We start from the raw sequence: 19760 nt of genomic DNA on the forward strand, positions 1-19760 counted from the left end.
ATACACGCTTAACTATTTGTTAAAACGCACCTGTTATCATCGACCTTGAACTTTAAAATACAACTGAAGAAATAATCCAAACCAAAACTTTCTGACAAACAATGAAAACAACAATTACCAAATTTGCCGGTATTATTATTCTTGCTCTACTTGTAGTCGCAGGATGCAGTGACGACAATAATCCTGTAGATCCTATAGAGCCCAATCCGGGACCGGAGATCCCCGAAGTCTATGAAAGCCTGCCCGGTACCATCATAGCTGAAGACCAAACCTGGGGAGATACCACGTTGGCCGGTCCGCACTTTATATTACCCGGTGTTACCCTGACCATAGAGGAAGGTGCTGAAGTTGAGTTCGAATTCCACAACGGCTCAGCCGAAAATGTGGGAACCCTGGTATTTTTACCTGCAGATAATGAGAATTTCTCTGAAGCCAGACCATCGGCTAAAATCAACGCGGTAGGTACGGTAGATAATCCCATCGTATTCACTTCTGCTAAAGATGATGCTCAGAAAGCACGCAATGACTGGGGAGGTATCATACTGATTGGAGATGCTCCAAATAATATTCCCGGAGGAACAGGGGAGGTTGAAGGACTTCCTTCTGCAGTGACTTACGGAGGCGAGAATGACAGTGATGATAGCGGTACTATACGGTATGTACGAATTGAGTATACCGGATTCAGCATTGCAGAGGGTTCTGAAATACAGGGCTTATCATTATACTCGGTAGGAAGCGGGACTACTATTGAATACCTGAATATCTTTGAGTGTAGTGATGATGGCGTCGAGCTTTTCGGTGGTAATGTAGATCTGAAATATGTAGTAGTATCCGGAGCCGATGACGACAGTTTTGACTATGACCAGGGATGGCAGGGTCGCGGACAATTCTGGTTGGCCGTTCAGCGGGATAATGCTGATAACGGTTTTGAAAACGACGGCTGTGACGATCTAACCGATTGCAGCGGCGGAAACGGACCTACCGAACCGACCATATTCAATGTTACGGTATACGGACCAGGTGACGGAGGAAGTCCTGAAAAGAACAACTTTGGTCAACGACTGAGAGAGGATTTGAGAGGATCCTACAACAATATCATTATCTCTAACTTTGACGGAGCGCCTTTTGTACTGGAAGGCGGTGATGCCGGTGAAGAAGGCGATCCTACCTATAACAACTATCCGGATCAACTTGAACTGAACAGTTATATAGTGTGGAATAACGGTGCCTTTCAGGATAAGTCAACTGCAGGGGGTGATGCAACTGAACCGGATGCCACTCGCTATGCGAACTCCTATACACAGGCAGATCCGCTATTTAATGATGCTGCAGGCAATGACTTCACCCTTCAGACAGGTTCACCTGCGCGTTCCGGTGCCACTGCACAGCCCAATGATGACTTCTTTGAGCAGGCCGATTATGTAGGAGCATTCCTGGATACAGATTGGACTGACGGATGGGCGCGCATCATGAAATAAATTCAATTGATGACTGCAAAAGTACCTTACATGAAACGTCTCACATATCAACTGTGTGAGGTGTGCTGATCACGAGGAGGACTCCGGGGAACCGGAGTCCTCTTTTTATATAGCACTATTTTATGATAATATGTGCATAATAGCTTAGTTTAGTATTCGTTTTAGGTGTTGTAGTGGGAACCTTGCACGGGTGAGCTGCGTTATCATCTGTCGCTATAACAGAAAGAATACGGACGAATATTTTGATTCTAGTAAACAGAAAAGCACATTTCAACGCCGCTCACAGGTTGCATAATCCGGATAAATCGGATGAATGGAACGAGAAAAGGTATGGAAAGTGCAACCATGAAAACTGGCACGGCCATAACTATAACATGGTGGTAACGGTTGCGGGTGAGCCGGATGAGGATACCGGTTATGTCATTGATCTGTCTGAATTAAAAGCGATTATTAACGACAGGATCATTGAGAAATGCGATCACAAAAATTTGAATTTGGATGTGGATTTTCTGGAGGGGATCATTCCATCAACCGAAAATCTGGTTAAGGCTTTTTTTAAAGAATTAGAAGAGCCGATAAAGGATGCAAGCTCTGAGAACGGGTTTCTCTATTCGGTGACCCTCGAAGAGACCGAACGAAATTCGGCAGAATATTGTCCATATCTTTTGGAAAGAAAACTTCCTGTCTAAAACAGGTAACCAAGAATTACAACGAAAATGATTTCCACAACATTGAAGCGCTATTACGATCCTACTTTTACGGTCTCTCAGGATTACAAGGCAAGCATGCCAGACCTGCAGAACGGACCTGCATCGCTGATTGAAGGTGCCAACGTACCCATTCAGCAAGTAGGTATCTCCAATTTTAAATTGCCTCTAAAATACCCTCGACCTGACGGCGAGATCATTACACTGGAGACTTCAGTTGACGGTTATGTAGGCCTGGATATGGATAAGAAGGGTATCAACATGAGCCGTATCATGCGTACGTTCTACAAGTACAAGGATGAGGTATTTCACCCAGACAAGCTGGAAGAAATTTTGCAGGCTTACAAGGATGATCTGCACTCAAACTCCGGCTATCTGAGGCTCAGTTTTAATTATCCTATCCTCAAGGAAAGTCTCCGCTCAGATCTGGAAGGATACCAGTACTACAATGTTTCCTATGAAGCCACGTTGGATGATGAAGGAAACTTTAAAAAGTTTGTACATATGGACTTTGAATACAGCAGTGCGTGCCCCTGCTCGTATGAGCTATCAGAACATGCCAAAGAGAGCCGCGGTATTGATGCCATCCCACATAGCCAGCGCAGTGTTGCCAACCTGACGGTTGAGCTGGAAGACGAGCTCTTTGTAGAAGATATGGTTCAGCTCTGCCGTGATGCCCTGATGACTGAAACACAGGTTATGGTGAAGCGTGAGGATGAACAGGCTTTTGCCGAGATGAATGCTGCTTTTCAAAAGTTTGTGGAAGATGCCGCTCGCCTATTGTACGATGAGCTGGATGACGATGATCGCATTCAGGACTTTGTGATTCGCTGCGTTCACATGGAAAGTCTCCACAGCCATGACGCGGTCAGTAGAATTTGTAAAGGAGTACCGAACGGACTTCGTTAAATCACAAGCGGCAAGCTATAAAATTCAAACAAATCCGAAATTCTGCCATGGGTATGCTTGCGGCAGAATTACCGAAATTCGAAACAACATGTTTCGATCATTCGATATTCGGATTTCGGATTTTTAGTTTGTTTGTAATTTGAGTTTTGCCTCTTGTTGCTTACAACGCTAAAGCGTTGTTCACTACTCTTTCCTGCTCAGCTTTGTGGATCTTCATCTGTCCGGCGGCCGGTGAAGCGGAAGCCTGACGACCGATGTAATTGAGTTTCTGATTGCCTTTCAACTCATTACTAATACGGTGCGATACGAATGTCCACGCGCCCATATTCTTGGGCTCTTCCTGGCACCAGACGATGTCATCGACGTGACTGTATTTATCCAGTATCTCACTGATATCCTTATCAGGGAATGGGTAATACTGTTCCAGGCGAACCAGCGCCACATCATCCTGCTCATTATCTTCTCGCTGCTTGTACAGGTCGTAGTATATTTTTCCTGAGCATAAGATCACGCGTTTGATGTTATCCTTGTTTTCAATCTCCTGGTCATCTATGGTGAACTGATACCTGCCTTTGCTGAGATCATCTGTTGTGGAAGTGGCAAGAGGGTGTCGCAACAGGCTTTTCGGCGACATAATGATCAGTGGCTTCTTCTTTTCCTGTTTGGCCTGCTTGCGCAGTATATGGAAGTACTGAGCCGGTGTTGTCAAATTTACCACTTGCATATTGTCCTCGGCACAAAGTTGTAGGAAGCGCTCAAGGCGGGCTGATGAGTGTTCGGGTCCCTGGCCTTCGTAACCATGCGGAAGCGTCATCACAAGAGAAGATTTTTGTCCCCACTTGGCTTCAGAAGCCGAGATAAACTGGTCGATGGGTATCTGAGCTCCGTTCACAAAATCACCGAACTGGGCTTCCCAGATCACCAGGGCATCGAGCTTTGCGGCACTGTAGCCGAATTCGAATGCCAGGCAGGCAAACTCACTCAAGAAACTGTTGTAAGGCATGAACGGTGCCTGATCTTCTTCCAGATTATTCAGCGGGATAAATTTCTGATCGGTCTGTGTACCATGCAGTATGGCATGACGATGAGAGAAGGTTCCGCGTTCGGCGTCCTGACCGGTAAGACGAACGGTAACCCCGTTTTTCACCAGAGATCCTATGGAAAGTGCCTCGGCAAAACCCCAGTCAATTTTCTTCTCATTGTTTTCAACTATCTCCGCTCGTTTAGCCAGCTGCTTGAGCAACTTTGGATTGGCATCGAAATCCTTTGGAACCGTATTCAGCTTGATGGCAATATCCTTTAGCTCTTCCCGCGGATACGTGGTATCCGGGAACTTGTCCCACTCTTCCTGGGTGGTTTCGTGACGGTTCATCATATCATCGGTCACTTCAAGAGGTGAGGAGCTCTTGGCATCTTCAAATGCCTGCTGCAGGATGTCATCAAACTCCTGGAAGAGTTCTTCAGCCTCTTCCTCGGTCAGCTCACCTTTTCTAAGCAGCTCTTTTGTATAGATATCTCGAACCGTGGGATGGTTATCAATCTCTTTATACATGCCCGGCTGGGTAAATGCGGGTTCATCACCTTCATTGTGCCCGTGCTTGCGGAAGCAAACCAGGTCAATAACCACATCCTTCCCAAATTTCTGCCGGTATTCAAAGGCCATCTTGATGGCGTGAACTGCTTCTTCCGGGTTGTCCCCGTTAACATGAAAGATTGGAGCCAGAATCATCTTAGCCAGGTCAGAGGCATACTCGGTAGACCGACCATCTTTGGGCAGCGTAGTAAATCCGATCTGGTTATTTACAATAATATGAACCGTTCCGCCGGTTTTGTAGGCATCCAGCTGGGACATGTTCAAGGTTTCAGCAACAACACCCTGGCCTGCAAACGCAGCATCACCGTGAATCAGTACAGGTAGTATTCTCTTTTCAGGATCTTCCTTTTCTAGGTGATCCTGTGTAGCCCGGCTGGCTCCTTCAACAACCGGATTTACGGCTTCGAGGTGGCTTGGGTTAGGCATTAACTCAATCTCCACTTTTTTGCCGTCTTTGGTTTCATGCTGTCCCTTGGTACCCAGGTGATATTTTACGTCCCCGGAACCCTGAATGCTGTCGGGATCCAGATTCCCTTCAAAATCGGCAAATACTTTCTTATAGGGCTTGTTCATAATGTTCACCAGAATATTCAACCTTCCCCGGTGAGCCATGCCCATGAAAATCTTCTCAACCTCGGCTTCTCCAACCTGTTCCAGCATGAAATGAATCATGGGAATCATGGTATCGGCACCTTCCAGAGAGAAGCGCTTGTGACCGATATACTTCTTGTGCAGAAACTGCTCGAAAGCCATCGCCTGGTTCAGTTTGTGCAGGATATCCACCTTGTCATCTTTGGTAAGATCAGGCGTGTTGGCAGTGGACTCCATCCGTTCTCTCAGCCACTTACGCTCATCAAGATCAAGCAGGTGCATGAATTCGGCACCGATTTTACCGCAATAGGTATCCCGGAGCAGCTTGATGATTTTTCGTAGCGGCGCGGTTTCGTAGCCTCCGAGTCCGGCGCAATAAAACTCGCGATCCAGATCCCACAGGGTGAGCCCGTAGTATTCAAAATCGAGTTCCGGACTATGTCCCGGCTCATCACTCAGCGGATCGAGGTCCGCCAGTACATGTCCGCGTGTGCGGTACATGTTAATAAGCCTCATCACAGCGATGGCCCGCTTGTTCTGCTCGAGGGTGGCTCCCTGTCCGTCAAGTTGTCCTACATATTTGTCTTCACCGTAGGGCAGCGGCTCGTAAGGAATTTCGAGGTCTTCAAATATCTGATCGTAAAAGTCTTCTTCACCGTTGAGCAAGCTGTGAATGTATTTCAGGAAAGAACCTGATTCGGCACCCTGTATCACACGGTGATCATACGTTGAAGTGATCGTCATCACCTTACTGATGCCCAGCTTGTTAAGCACTTCCTGCGACATCGACTGGTACTCAGCCGGGTAGTCAATAGCTCCGGTAGCAATAATGGTTCCCTGGTTTTTCATCAGACGGGGAACCGAAGAGACCGTACCGATGGTACCCGGGTTGGTAAGCGTTAGAGTGGTATTCAGGAAGTCAGTAATTTCAAGGTTTCCGGTGCGTGCCTTTTCTATAAGCTCGGTGTAGGCTTTCAGGAACTCGTAGAAGTCCATCTTGTCCACACCCTTAATATTGGGCACGAGCAAGTTTCGTGAGCCGTCTTTGTTCTGCACGTCCACAGCAACACCCAGGTTTACCTGCTCCGGTATTACTTTGTAAGGCTCGCCATCTCTATAGATGAACGAGTTGTTCATATTCGGAAACTCTTTCAGACCCTTGATAATAGCCCAGGCAATAAAATGGGTAAAAGATGCTTTGGGATCTCCCCGCTGCAAAAGGTGGCCGTTAATAATAGTACGGTCCTCAATAAGCATCTTCATCGGCAGGACACGCACGGAGGTTGCCGTAGGCAGCTCCAGGCTCTCGTCCATATTCTCAGCGATCTTACTGGAAACTCCTTTGATTTTTTCGAGAGTGGCGCCGGTAGGGATATTTTCTTCTTCTTTTTTCTCTTCTCTCTCTTTACGGGCTTTAGGCTCCGGCTTTCGCTGTACAGCAGGTTCCCCGTTTCCTGAAATTTCAGCCTTCTCTTTTAGTTCCTGGGGAGTGGTTTCTCCCTCTATCTCGTCAAAATAATTTTTCCAGTGTGCAGGAACAGATGAAGGATCTTCTTTGTATTGATTGTATAGTTCTTCAACTAATGCAGAATTTGGGCCGAAAACAGCTTCGAGAGACTTCAAAATGTGGTCTGATTGTGTTTTGTAATTATACAGTGATTGATATAGAAAAGTACTGCGAAGAGTTAATATTAAACAATTTTTTTGGTTTCTTTAACCCTTAATCATGAAGCGCTAAAGTTAACCATTGTTGTATTAAAATACGATTCCTCTTCAGAGTTATTTTTTCATTATACTTTGCTGATCTGAAGCAAGAAACAAAGATTTTTCTATAAACATTTGATTGTACATGTCCGAAAAAACAAAGAAGAAAACAGGAGCCGAAGAAATACAATGGGACCTATCTGATCTCTACAAATCCATTGATGATCCACAACTTGAAAAGGACCGTGAGACAGTTCGTGAGAAGGCGCAAGCTTTTGCTAAAAATTATAAAGGCAACATAGCCAATCTTAATGCCGGGGAGTTCAAAAAGGTCCTACAGGAGTATGAAGAGATTCTTGAACTTATTGGGAAAATCGGATCTTACGCTCACCTGATTTGGTCAACTAATACCTCAAAGCCCGAATACGGTAAACTCATCCAGCAGTCTAAAGAACTCTCCTCTGAGATTCATCAAAAGCTGGTATTTTTTGACGTGGAGTGGCTGGATGTGGATGATGAAAAAGCCGGGCAATGGATTGAAAGTGATGATCTCAGCCATTACAGGCACTATTTAGAGACCTCCCGTCGCTACAAAGAGCATATACTCAGTGAGAAGGAAGAACAGATCCTATCGGCTAAATCGGTGACCGGTAGCAGTGCCTGGAATCGCTATTTTGATGAAACGCTGGGCGCAGCCACATTTGAACTGGAAGGAGAGGAACTGACCGAACAGGAGGTGCTAAGCAAACTTCATGAACCGGATCGGGAGCTGCGTAAAAAAGCACATGCTTCCCTCACCGATACTTTTAAAGATTTAAGTCGGACGCTGACCTTTGTTTTCAATACCCTGTTGGCTGACAAACATACTAACGACAAGTTGAGGAACTACGACAGTTGGATCTCTTCAAGGAATTTGTCCAATGAGATAGACGATGATACGGTTGAACTGTTGGTCAATTCGGTTACCAGCAGCTACAGCCTGGTGCAGCGATTTTATAAGCTTAAGCGGGACCTGTTGGGCTATGACAAGCTATACGACTATGATCGCTATGCACCATTATTGCAGAATGAGGAGGAAGTACAATGGGATAAGGCGCGGGAAATTGTTCTTAGTTCTTATAGCGAATTTCACCCTGAGATGGGCGAGATTGCGGGCAAATTTTTTGAGAAGAGCTGGATTGATGCCGCCATTAAGCCGGGCAAGAGGGGAGGAGCCTACTCGGCCAGTACGGTGCCTTCGGTTCATCCCTATGTATTCATGAATTTTGATGGGAAAATACGGGACGTTCAGACTCTGGCTCATGAACTGGGTCACGGTGTGCACCAGTACCTTGCCCGCAAGCAGGGTCCTCTGCAGGCAGGTACGCCACTGACCACGGCTGAGACCGCATCGGTGTTCGGTGAAATGCTGGTTTTTCAGAACCTGATCAAAAAGCTGGATGATCCGAAAGAGAAACTGGCCCTGTTGATGGGTAAGATTGATGATACCATTGCTACGGTATTCCGACAGGTCTCCATGAATCGCTTTGAACATGCCATGCATACCAAGAGGCGTGAAGAGGGTGAGCTGACGACCGAAGAATTTTCTAAACTCTGGAGGTCAACACAGGAAGAGTTGTATGGTGATTCCGTAGAAATAACCGAAAGCTATAACCTATGGTGGTGTTATATCCCTCATTTTCTGCATACACCGGGCTATGTTTATGCCTATGCATTTGGAGAACTCTTGGTTTTAGCTTTATATGAAGAGTATACAAGGAGTGAGAACGGTTTTTCTGAAAAGTATATCAGCATGCTGGAGGCAGGAGGATCCGACTGGCCTGAAAATATTGTCAGTAAAGTCGGATTGGATATCACAGACCGTGATTTCTGGGATAAGGGACTCAGTGCTGTGGAGAAAATGGTTCAACAGGCAGAAGAGTTAGCAAAACAAATTAATTAGGATTTAGGGATGGACACCTACGCACAGGCACGTCAAAAGGATCGCTCAAATGCAGAGATAATGGGGAAGAAGCGCCAGGAAAAAGCGCTGAGGGAATTCAAACAGGTGATGGAGGATCTGGTTTTTTTGTTGCGGACGGCCTCAGAGATGGAGACAGTTTATATGTACTGGATCAACCGCTCCCGTGAGCAGTTTGTGATGGAGACAAAATCCACCTCCCTGCCCAATGTAATGTTTCAGGACAGGGTGAGTTTTGAGGATCATTTTCTGGATACCTTCAAAGATATTACAGAGCCCATAACCGTTGATGTTCAGGATGATCTTGACGAAGGAGCGCTTTCACATTATTACAACGAGGTTCCGGTTCAGTATGTAACCATCTTGCCTTTTATCAACAATGGGGAAACCGTAGCCATTACTGTGCTGGAGTCCAACAAGCACGTACTTACTGACGACAAGAGCGAGGTGATCTATGCCTATATCGATGCCCTCAGAAAAGTACTGAATACCTATCTGGAAATAAGTGACCTCTATCAAAAACAGGAAGAGTGGGTCGATTATGAAGAGAGCCTATCGGTGCTTGATACCAAAGGTCACCGGACGGATCTCATTCTGAAGATGCTTAATGGGATGCAGTCTTTTATGAATACCGGCGGGGTTTCATTTATTGGGAAGTCGGCCGGCAGTTGGTGCAACGTGCTCAATTCCGAAGGTGCCCGCAATGCACCGCCTATCGGGTTGCCCATCGAAGATAAAAGTTTATCACTGGAAGCACTTCAAAAAGGCAATCCGGAATTTGCCATTCATTTTAATAATAATCCCAAGCGTCTTTCACCCAGAGAACTTCACACTCAGGGAGCCACCCTTGCAATCCCGGTTTTGATGAACGATCACCGGCAGGGGCTGGTGCTGGTCTATGACGATAATCCGCTTACCTTTAAGGAATCCACCAAACACAAATTGATAAATTTTGTGCGGGTGGCTGCCCTTAAAATGAAAGTGAACAACCCCAAATTGGACGCCGATAATGATCTGCTGACCAACCAATACGGTGCCTTCATACCTGATATCTTTGAAATGACGGTGGATACTGAACTTAAAAGAAATGCCAAAAGCCTGAGTAACTACACGTCATGGCTCGGTTTAATTACGCTCTCCGACTTGCCATCTATACGAACCAAACTACGTCTGGAAGAGCTCAACCAGATGCAGAAAGATCTAGTGGCAGCTTTTAATCCCTCGCGGTTCGGCATTTCTGGAGCCATAGGTTTCTACTCTGATTATGTCTACTCTTTCTTTATACAGAGTAAAGATAAAAAAGCAGTTGAACACTGGACGAAAGCCTTGAAGAAAGAGTTCAGCGAACCCTTCGAACTGACCAATGGCAAGCAGATTCGTAGCGGTATCAAGGTAGGCTTTACCTTGCTGGATGAGGATTTAGAAGACTCCTACCAGGCATTGTCTAATGCCAAGGCAGCTTTATCCAGGGCGATTAAAAGTGATCAGGAACATAGTCCGCAGCAGTGATATGGGAAATTGTTACGTAGTGGTCATTGATGGTCTGGGAGTCGGTGCGCAGGAGGATGCAGCCGAATACGGTGATGAAGGAGAGAATACCCTTGGTCACGTCTGTTCTCAAACCGGATGCCGACTTCCAAATCTGGGTAAGATGGGCCTCGGTAATATCATTCCCCTGGCTTCGGTACCTCCCGAAGAAAAGCCTCTTTCAGCATATGGAAAAATGCGTGAGGTCTCAGCCGGTAAGGATTCAACCACCGGGCACTGGGAATTGGCGGGGGTTCAGCTTGAAAAACCGTTTCCTACCTATCCCAATGGATTTCCAAATGAAGTCATTGAAGCTTTTTGTAGGGAGATCGGCATAGAAAAAGTACTCTGCAACCGTCCTTATTCCGGCACCGAAGTAATTGCCGATTACGGAAAAGAGCACCTGGAGACAGGCTATCCCATTGTCTACACCTCTGCCGACTCCGTCTTTCAGGTTGCTGCCCATGAAGGTGTGACACCTGTTGAACAACTTTATGAGTGGTGCAAACAGGTAAGAAAGAAAATACTGACCGGAGAGCATGGGGTGGGGAGAGTAATAGCTCGTCCGTTCACCGGTGAGCCAGGAGGCTTCGAGCGACTATCCGACCGTCGCCATGACTTTTCTCTTGCACCGCCGGAACATAACATTATCAACAATCTGTATAACAGGGGATTCAAAACATATTCCATCGGCAAGATCATTGACTTGTTTGCTGAAAAAGGTTTTACCCAGTTCAGAAGAACCAAAACCAATGCAGAGGGCATCTCACAGTTGCTTAGTCTGATGTCGGCTGCCGAAAATAGCTTTGTCTTTGTTAATCTTATTGATACGGATCAGAAATATGGGCATCGTCAGGATCCGGAGGGTTTTGCTGAGTGTCTGCAGGAGATAGATCGTGCCATTCCGGCGATTGTCAGTAAACTTAAAGATGATGACCTTTTGATCCTGACCGGCGATCACGGCAATGATCCGACATCGGAAAGTACCGACCATAGCAGGGAATTTGTACCATTATTAGTGTTCCCTTCCTCGTCGGTACAAGCCATGAATCTCGGTACAAGAAGTACCTTCAGCGATGTTGCCTGCACGGTGGCCGATTTTTTTGAATTGGAGGAATCCTACCCGGGTCATTCGTTTTTAAAAGAGTAGAGATAATGATTTACATAAGTATCGAAAATCTCTTATATTGTAGAGATTAGAGTAAAATGCGCATGCAACAAATACGGTTCATTACCGTTTAATGATTGAATCGGTCAAAAAAGATAATAGACCCTTTTTTCCCGTCTGTTATCTTTTATTTATTTCGTCCACACCCGACGCATACGAACAAATGTTAACTTAATCCCCATAGTGCCGTGGCTAGAAGTTCAGGAATTTCTACAAGAGAATCAGAATCATTAGACCGCTACCTGCAGGAGATCGGCAAAGAGAAACTCATTACCCCTGAAGATGAGGTTCGTCTGGCGAAAGAGATTCAGAAGGGAAGCCAGAGAGCTCTGGAAGACCTTACGAAAGCCAATCTTCGTTTCGTGGTTTCAGTAGCCAAGCAGTATCAAAACCAGGGTTTGTCACTGGGTGACCTCATCAATGAAGGGAACCTCGGTCTGATTAAAGCTGCCAAGCGTTTTGATGAAACCCGTGGTTTCAAGTTTATTTCCTATGCCGTATGGTGGATTCGTCAGTCAATTTTGCAGGCACTTGCCGAACAGAGTCGTATTGTCCGCCTTCCATTGAACAGGGTAGGAGCCTTGAACAAAATTGGTAAAGAGCTGGGCAAGCTCGAGCAGGAGTATGAACGAGTACCCTCTGCAGCCGAACTGGCCGAAAGCTTGGATATGACGGTTTCTGAAGTGGCTGATACTTTGAAAATATCCGGTCGTCACCTTTCTGTAGATGCACCTTTTGCACAGGGAGAAGATAACCGACTGCTGGATGTTCTTGAAAATGAGGAGACGCCCAATCCGGATAATGATCTGATGGGTGAATCCCTGAAAGTTGAAATTGAACGGGCATTGTCTAAGCTGACCAGTCGTGAGGCCGAAGTCATCAGGCTCTATTTCGGTATCGGTCGCGAGCATTCGCTGACTTTGGAAGAAATCGGAGAGCGTTTTGATCTGACCCGTGAACGTGTACGTCAGATTAAAGAAAAAGCCCTCCGCAAGCTGCGTCATCATAACCGCAGCGCGGCGCTTCGGGCTTATCTCGGTTAAGAGATATTAAAAAATACTTTGCAGGCTCCTTTCGTTAATCCGAAAGGAGCCTTTTTTATTTTTGGGACGTTACAAAAAGTTTAGTAAAGCTGTATACAATTCGGATTTATAAACTTAGCTATATAGCTTTACTAAACTTAATGTTTGTTTGCTTTACTAAACTTGGTTGTAATTAAAATACTTGTATATCGTACACGCACCTTTTAGGTTATTGCTATGAAACGTTTGTTACTCTTAATTTTGCTTATATCTGTTGCGCTTCCTGCGTTTTCACAGATATTACCATTCCGTTCCTATTCCATTGAAAGGGGGCTCAGTGAGGCAGTAGTGAATGAAATGATGCAGGATGACGAAGGGTGGCTCTGGATTGCTACTGGCTATGGTCTGAATCGTTTTGACGGGTTTCAGTTTACCAACTACTATGAAGAAAACGGACTCCTGAGCAATAAGATACACGCCTTGTTCCAGGATGAGGACGGCCTTATCTGGATCGGTACCGGTGCGGGAGTCAATATCATCGAGGATGACAGTATCACAACCCACCCTGATTTGAGTGCCTTGGAGTCGTCGTCCATTCTCGAAATTTTTGAAGACGACAGGGGAGAGTTCTGGTTTGCCACAGACGGTCAGGGTGTCTGGCACTACGACACGGCAGGAAACCTCACGCAGTACGGAGAGGTTAACGGCATGGGTGATGATCGCGTGCGTGATGTTGTGGAGGACCGGGAGGGTACCCTTTGGTTCGCCACCAGGGATGGGCTCACCAGCCTAAAAGATGGAAATTTCAGAACCTACCGCATGAACGACGGACTTCCCGATGATAAGCTGCGTGACCTTCATTTGGATAAAGAAGGCGAGCTTTGGATTGCAACCCGGGGCGGACTTAGCCATTTCACTGACGGCTCCTTTCAAAACTATACGGAAACAGACGGGTTGATCAATAACCGTATACAGTCTCTGTCACCGGATAAAGAGGATGGTTTGTGGCTCGGTACCGAGGAGGGAGTCAGCCATTTCGTGGACGGAAATTTCAAGAATTATTCGGTAGAGCAGGGTTTATCAAACAATATTGTGCATGCAACCCTGCTGGATCGCGAAGAAAACATCTGGTTTGGGACCTTCGGGGGCGGGATCAGCGTGTTTTTTGGAGATCATATCCGAAATTACACTATAGAAGAGGGGCTTTCGAATAATGTCATTACCTCCATCATTGAAGACCGGGATGGAAACCACTGGATTACCAGTTATGGAGGAGGCATCTCTAAATATGACGGTGAGACTTTTACTAATTACCTGGAGCAGGATGGCCTGGTGGACAACAAAGTGTACAAGGCCATTGTCGACAGAGAAAATCGAATTGTTATCGGTACCCGATGGGGATTGAGCATCCTGCACAACGGGTCCTTTTACAACTTCGACGAAACGGAGTTGCCTTACCGTAAAATACGGGCTTTAGCTGAAGGTGACGAAGGAGAGGGTTTTTGGCTGGGTACCTATGGTGAAGGCATCCTGCACCTGAAAGACGGGAAGTTCCGGCACCTGCAGGAACAGGACGGTTTGGCTAATAATACCGTGCTTTCTGTTGAAAGAGGAGATGATGGTTCGATCTGGTTCGCAACATACGGGGGTGTGAGTAGATATTTGGATGGTGAATTTACCAACTATACTATTCGTGACGGTCTGCCGAATAACGGTATTTTGGATATTCTAACAGACCGGGACGGAAATATGTGGTTTTCCACTTTCAGCGGTATTTCCATGCTGGATGGGGAGGAATTTGTCACCATTACAGAAGAGCAGGGTCTGCCAGACGAAGTTTGTTATTTCATTCTTCAGGATGATGAAGGCATATTCTGGATCGGTACCAAGATTGGCGTTGTACGCTTCGACTATGAAGTATACCGGGAAGCCACCAACGAGGGTGAACAGAGAAAGGCCTTTAAATTGATTACCCAGGACCAGGGGCTTATAGCCAATGAGACCAACGCCGGTGCGGGCTACAAAGACGACAGCGGCATATTATGGTTCGGTACCGTAGGAGGGCTTACCCGTTTTGACCCGAGCCGGGCGCCAATGAATAGTGCCCCTCCAAAAGTCCATATCGAGAATGTGAATATATCGGGTGAACCGGTTGCGGACCGGAGGAAAGTCAGGGTCAGCAGTGAAAACAAAAATATCGGTATTGACTTTATAGGCATCAGTTTCAGTGCCCCAGAACAAGTGTTATACGAATATCGCCTCAGGGGATCCGGTGAGGGCTGGCAGCAGACCAACCGCCGATCTGTTCGCTATTCGGCCCTGTTGCCGGGTGATTACACATTCCAGGTCAGAGCCCAGAACAACGATGGACTCTGGAGCGAGGAGACCGCAACACTTTCTTTCACTGTAATGGCACCTTTCTGGATGCAGTGGTGGTTTATTATGCTCGTAATAGTGGTCCTGGTCGGTATCATGTTCTTTATTTACAATTACTACCGCGTTAAGAAGATGGTTGACATTGAACGGATGAGGGTTCGTATTGCCAGCGATCTTCATGACGATGTAGGATCTGCCCTCACCGAAATAGCACTGCAGTCCGACTTCCTGCAGACGACCGATGTTGGAGACCAGGTGAAGCAATCACTGGATCAGATCGGAACGCAGAGCCGTAAGATCGTGTCTAGCCTTGATGATATTGTATGGTCGATTGATGCCCGCAACGACACGCTGGGCGACCTCACCGACCGGATGCAGGATTATATTAACAACGTTCTGCCACAAAAAGAGGTCACATACCAGTTCGATGACCTGGATATGAGCGAAAAAATAACGGTTTCGATGAAAGAAAATCTCTACCTGATATTTAAGGAAGCGGTCAATAATATTGCCAAACATTCCGATGCGGATAAAGTAGAGGTGATTTTAAAAGACCGGAACGGTTCTTTTGATCTTTATATCCATGATAACGGACAGGGAATAAAGCCGGAGCGTAAATCAGGACAGGGACTTCGAAACATGGAAATGCGGGCAAAGCGCATAGATGCAGGTATAGAATTTGAGAATGGAGAAGGTTTTACCGTTCATGTATTTGGGAAAGGCATGTAACAGAAAGCGTTATTTCACGTTAAAGCATAAAAAAAGCACATTATGGCGTCTATAGTCGGAATTGTTGAAGACAATAAAAAAATAAGAGACCTCATCCAGCGATACCTGGATATGCAGGACGAGCTGAAATGTCCGGTAGCTGTTGATACCGTCGAAGAGATGCTCGAATACCTGGAAGAGCACGGCCATCCCGACGTGATTTTGATGGATATTCAATTACCCGGCATGTCGGGTATCAAAGGCATCGGGCTGATCAAGGAAAAGTATCCGGATATTGATATCATTATGCTTACGGTGTATCATGACTCCCACAAGATATTCAATGCCCTGCGTGCCGGCGCTTCCGGATACCTGCTGAAGCACACTTCACTTCCCGAGATCAAAGAGTCTATCTTGAAGCTGATTGACGGGGGAGCGCCCATGTCACCGCAAATTGCGCGTAAAGTTATCAACCATTTCCAGGAAAATGCGCCCAAAAAGAATCCCGAATCCGACCTTACCCCGCGCGAGCACGATATAGTAAATGGCTTGGTGGATGGTTTAAGTTATAAGATGATTGCTGACCGGTATGATATTTCCATCGATACCGTCAGAGCGCATATACGCAATATTTATAAGAAACTGCATGTAAACTCCAAGGCAGAAGTCATTGCAAAGTCACTGAAAGGTGAGATATAGAACGATATTTGATGTAGCTTTACTTTATTGAAGTACTTGCTATCTAACCCTCCAAGGGTCTGAGACCCTTGGAGGGTTAGTAGGTTGGAGGGTTTGTAGCAGGATTTAAATGGGAGTAAAAAGTGTAAGAAATGAGGCAAAATCTGTATTATTACTAAACTTTAGATCCATGTTACCCATCTAGCATGATAATGCTATTGAATGCGAGGCAGGCAGTATATACTTTTACATCAGATTAGAGATGATGTATTTATTGTTAACAGGTTTTAGGTCCTGGAGGTTGTTATGAGATTGCGGAAATCGTTTTTAGTATTAGTGTTATTATCATTTGGGCTGACCGGCTGTTATACCCAGCTGGAGTATTCCCAGAAAATGAAGAGAGTAACCGATGATCAATCGGATACCGGGTATTCATGGAGTGGGGAGAAAGAAGAGAAGGCAAATCTTACCGAAGCTGACTCCATCTACATTGCTGAGACATACGGAGCTAAAGTAGCTCCCTATAGAGAAGGCGAGGAAGAGACTACCTATGAAGAAGAGGATTATATTTCTATTCCCTACAAGGATTATGATGTAGTGGATACCTATGAAGCGTGTGGATGCGATCCCTATAAGGAGTACGTCATTTATAATAACTATTATCCTTCATACTGGGATTATTCAGCCTATCATTACAGTCCCTATTTCTATGGCTCGTCATTTTACGCCTACAGCCCTCATTACCATCGCTGGAGATATATTCACGGCTATGATCATTTCAGGAGAGGTTTTGGAGCCTGGTATTACCTGACTTTCTACGGTGGTTCTTACTACGGTCCTTTTTACTTTGATCCTTTTTATTACGGATACTATCCCTATTACAATGGTTTCTATGCCGGATATTACTACAATAATTACTATTACGGGGGTGGAGGTTATGCCGGTTATATCAACAACAGAAGGTCTGATCGCCGTTACGGACCCAGAAGCATAGGGTCCGACCGTGTCAGAGACGGAAGTACGGCTGTAAGAAATCGCTCTGATATTACCCGAAGCAGGAAAGACGGCAGTGCCGTACGGTCCAGAACTAACGGTGTTCAAAGAAGCAGGGGAACGATTCAGCGCAACAGTAACACCACTACGATAACGAGAGGAACCATTGGAAGTTCAAACAGAACAAGAACCGACTCACGTACACGAAGCCGCGGTACAGTGACACGATCCCGCGGTAATAATTCAAGTGCCGGCGTTAGCAGAAGCCGAAACGGATCGACATCAAGTATCAATCGGGATTACCGACCGCGTACAAGAACTTCCAGCCTTGGAGTAAACAGAAATAACTCCCTGATGCAGGCTCCCGCCCGAATCAACCGGGCCGAACTGGAGTCGCGCATTAGACAACAGCGCATAAAAACGCTTAATGATCCCCAAACGAGGCAGAGCTTCTTCGGACGATTAAAAAGCGTGTTTAAAAACGGAGCGGTTTATAACAATAGCAGCAGGTACAATTCCGGGAGGAGCCGCAGCTTTACAAGACCAAGCAGTAGCCGCTCCAAGATTGGCAAAACGAGTCGTTCTTCCAGAAGTTCGTCACGTTCTACTGTGAAGCGCTCGTCCAGCAGCAGTTCGCGATCATCCGGCACACGCTCACGGGGCGGCTCCAGCAGCAGAAGTCGCGGCAATAATAATTGACAGGCTATCAATCACAGGATCTGAACGTCCGGGGTCTGACTTAAATACACTCTACTCTGAAATTATTTTCAGGCTCCGGTAATCTAACCAATAAATAATTACAGGTAGTAATAGTATGTCTAAGAAATTGGTGATAATACCGGCATTGTTGATGTTCATGGCAATCGGATGGCAGGCAAAAGGACAGGGCGCCACCGATGTGCTGCGCTATAGCGTACAATACCCCAGCTACGATCCGGTGAGTATTGTTATGCCCGGCGTTAGTTCTGCTACCGGTTTTGGTGCTTACCAGGAAAATCCGGCCACCATGGCTCTGTTTGAAGAGGGATTTTTCTCCTTCGGCCTCAGTAACCGGTATGTAAATGAAGAGAGTTCTTATCTGGGAACCGGTTCTGAATTCGATGATAACCAGACCAACATCGGGGATATCGGATTGGTATATAAAGTGCCGACCCAAAGGGGCAGACTGGTGGTTGGTGGCGGCTACAGCCAGACTTCAGATTTTAACCGTGCCCTTTCCGTAAATGCAAGGAACAATCAATCAACGATCACCGATTTTTATAACATCACTGCTGACGACAGTCTGTTCTTTGCCGCTTTTGATGCCTATGCCATTGATTTTTTCACTACCGACAGTACTTTCAGTGAAACGGCTTCTATTTTCAGAATAGGCTTTAATGAATTTGGACAGTACCCGGGTATAAACCAGAGTATGGAACTTACTGAAAGGGGAGTGATGGGCGAGTATTCAGCATTTGTTGCTACAGAATTCCAGCAGAACGTTATGGTCGGCGTATCCCTTGGATTGATTAGTGGGGGCTATGACTATGAACGCGAATTCTTAGAGTCGGATGATCAAAACAATTATAATTTTCAGTTTATCGATACCGACGGGGACGGGGTAGGCGAAACTGACATCGACAATATACTAAGCTACGATACCATCAGTGCTGATTTCACGGCATTTACAGCGCGACTGGGACTTCTTTATGAAATAAATCCCAATATCAACATAGGTGCAAGCTATCAGTTCAACGGCAAACTGAGCATTGATGAGGATTACAATACCCTGATAACCTCAACCTTCGATAATGGGGTGGTATTTGAAGATGATGCCCCCGGTCGCTTTTCCTATAAAATCAAACGACCCGATCGCTTCAATCTGGGTATCACCTTTAAAGAGCTCAATGGGATAAATATATCGCTGTCTGCAGAGAATGTACGCTATTCCCAGGCCCGCATTGAATTTGAAGATATCAGGCTGGGCGGAGATGAAGATGCCATCAATGACACCATCGAGTCGAATTTTCAGGATGTATTTAATATAAGGGGCGGGCTTGAGTTTGTTATGAGTCCCTATTTCACACCAAGGGTTGGTTACGCTTATTTCCCCAGTCCACAGGAGGATGTCGGCAGCGAGCGACAATTTTTTAGCGGTGGTTTTTCAGCTTCCCTGTTCGATAAAGTTACACTGGATGTTGGAGCACAATATTCGTTCTGGGAAGATCAGAATCAACTCTACAGCTATTTCGATGGTAACAGTGTGGTAGGGGAAACAACCGGTGAAGATGTAACCCGCTGGAATATCATGGCCGGAGTCAAGATCGCTTTGTAGCGGAACCTTGGCATAGGAGTTTGTCGCCATA

General features: G+C 46.0%; 12 protein-coding genes. 11 read left to right on the forward strand and 1 reads right to left on the reverse strand.

What is annotated here, in order from left to right:
* Nucleotides 1–101 precede the first annotated feature (101 nt).
* From G3570_RS05085 to folE2, 3 genes are all read left to right on the forward strand, one after another.
* Nucleotides 102–1478: a hypothetical protein gene (locus G3570_RS05085; RefSeq protein ID WP_165139954.1), complete on the forward strand. Its 1377-nt coding sequence runs from the start codon at nt 102–104 to the stop codon at nt 1476–1478.
* 242 nt (nt 1479–1720) lie between these two features.
* Entirely contained in the window at nt 1721–2167 is a 447-nt protein-coding gene (locus G3570_RS05090) for a 6-pyruvoyl trahydropterin synthase family protein (RefSeq protein WP_165139956.1), read from the forward strand.
* A gap of 27 nt (nt 2168–2194) precedes the next feature.
* Nucleotides 2195–3094 carry a GTP cyclohydrolase FolE2 gene (gene folE2 / locus G3570_RS05095; protein WP_165139958.1) on the forward strand — a complete coding sequence of 300 codons (900 nt, stop codon included), beginning with the start codon at nt 2195–2197 and terminating at the stop codon, nt 3092–3094.
* Between the two features lie 160 nt (nt 3095–3254).
* On the opposite strand, the gene G3570_RS05100 is transcribed toward folE2, so the two are convergent.
* Nucleotides 3255–6902: a multifunctional oxoglutarate decarboxylase/oxoglutarate dehydrogenase thiamine pyrophosphate-binding subunit/dihydrolipoyllysine-residue succinyltransferase subunit gene (locus G3570_RS05100; protein ID WP_165139960.1), complete on the reverse strand. Its 3648-nt coding sequence runs from the start codon at nt 6900–6902 to the stop codon at nt 3255–3257.
* A gap of 226 nt (nt 6903–7128) precedes the next feature.
* Here G3570_RS05100 and G3570_RS05105 point away from each other — a divergent pair, with 226 nt between their 5' ends.
* From G3570_RS05105 to G3570_RS05140, 8 genes are all read left to right on the forward strand, one after another.
* The gene (locus G3570_RS05105) at nt 7129–8925 is read left to right on the forward strand and encodes a M3 family oligoendopeptidase (protein WP_165139962.1); all 1797 of its coding nucleotides are present in this window, start codon (nt 7129–7131) and stop codon (nt 8923–8925) included.
* Nucleotides 8926–8934: 9 nt separating this feature from the next.
* Nucleotides 8935–10452, forward strand: a complete 1518-nt coding sequence (locus G3570_RS05110) for a GAF domain-containing protein (RefSeq protein WP_165139964.1) — start codon at nt 8935–8937, stop codon at nt 10450–10452.
* Between the two features lies 1 nt (nt 10453).
* Nucleotides 10454–11620, forward strand: a complete 1167-nt coding sequence (locus tag G3570_RS05115; protein ID WP_165139966.1) for a phosphopentomutase — start codon at nt 10454–10456, stop codon at nt 11618–11620.
* A gap of 206 nt (nt 11621–11826) precedes the next feature.
* A complete protein-coding gene (locus G3570_RS05120; RefSeq protein ID WP_165139968.1) occupies nt 11827–12681 on the forward strand; it encodes a sigma-70 family RNA polymerase sigma factor in 855 nt (284 codons plus the stop codon).
* 216 nt (nt 12682–12897) lie between these two features.
* Nucleotides 12898–15765, forward strand: coding sequence for a sensor histidine kinase (locus G3570_RS05125; RefSeq protein WP_165139970.1), 2868 nt, complete (start codon nt 12898–12900; stop codon nt 15763–15765).
* A 42-nt stretch (nt 15766–15807) separates the two neighbouring features.
* Nucleotides 15808–16443 carry a response regulator gene (locus G3570_RS05130; protein ID WP_165139972.1) on the forward strand — a complete coding sequence of 212 codons (636 nt, stop codon included), beginning with the start codon at nt 15808–15810 and terminating at the stop codon, nt 16441–16443.
* A 372-nt stretch (nt 16444–16815) separates the two neighbouring features.
* The gene (locus G3570_RS05135) at nt 16816–18114 is read left to right on the forward strand and encodes a hypothetical protein (RefSeq protein WP_165139974.1); all 1299 of its coding nucleotides are present in this window, start codon (nt 16816–16818) and stop codon (nt 18112–18114) included.
* 115 nt (nt 18115–18229) lie between these two features.
* Nucleotides 18230–19729: an OmpP1/FadL family transporter gene (locus tag G3570_RS05140; protein WP_165139976.1), complete on the forward strand. Its 1500-nt coding sequence runs from the start codon at nt 18230–18232 to the stop codon at nt 19727–19729.
* Nucleotides 19730–19760: the final 31 nt, after the last annotated feature.

It is taken from the genome of Halalkalibaculum roseum, from assembly GCF_011059145.1.
GTDB classification, from domain to species: Bacteria; Bacteroidota; Rhodothermia; order Balneolales; family Balneolaceae; genus Halalkalibaculum; species Halalkalibaculum roseum.

What these genes read in the sequence shown, in the direction of transcription:
- G3570_RS05085 (WP_165139954.1), top strand. Translation starts at nt 102, where the DNA reads ATGAAAACAACAATTACCAAATTTGCCGGTATTATTATTCTTGCTCTA.
- G3570_RS05130 (WP_165139972.1), top strand. Translation starts at nt 15,808, where the DNA reads ATGGCGTCTATAGTCGGAATTGTTGAAGACAATAAAAAAATAAGAGAC.
- G3570_RS05110 (WP_165139964.1), top strand. Translation starts at nt 8,935, where the DNA reads ATGGACACCTACGCACAGGCACGTCAAAAGGATCGCTCAAATGCAGAG.
- G3570_RS05125 (WP_165139970.1), top strand. Translation starts at nt 12,898, where the DNA reads ATGAAACGTTTGTTACTCTTAATTTTGCTTATATCTGTTGCGCTTCCT.
- G3570_RS05135 (WP_165139974.1), top strand. Translation starts at nt 16,816, where the DNA reads ATGAAGAGAGTAACCGATGATCAATCGGATACCGGGTATTCATGGAGT.
- G3570_RS05140 (WP_165139976.1), top strand. Translation starts at nt 18,230, where the DNA reads ATGTCTAAGAAATTGGTGATAATACCGGCATTGTTGATGTTCATGGCA.
- G3570_RS05105 (WP_165139962.1), top strand. Translation starts at nt 7,129, where the DNA reads ATGTCCGAAAAAACAAAGAAGAAAACAGGAGCCGAAGAAATACAATGG.
- folE2 (WP_165139958.1), top strand. Translation starts at nt 2,195, where the DNA reads ATGATTTCCACAACATTGAAGCGCTATTACGATCCTACTTTTACGGTC.
- G3570_RS05115 (WP_165139966.1), top strand. Translation starts at nt 10,454, where the DNA reads ATGGGAAATTGTTACGTAGTGGTCATTGATGGTCTGGGAGTCGGTGCG.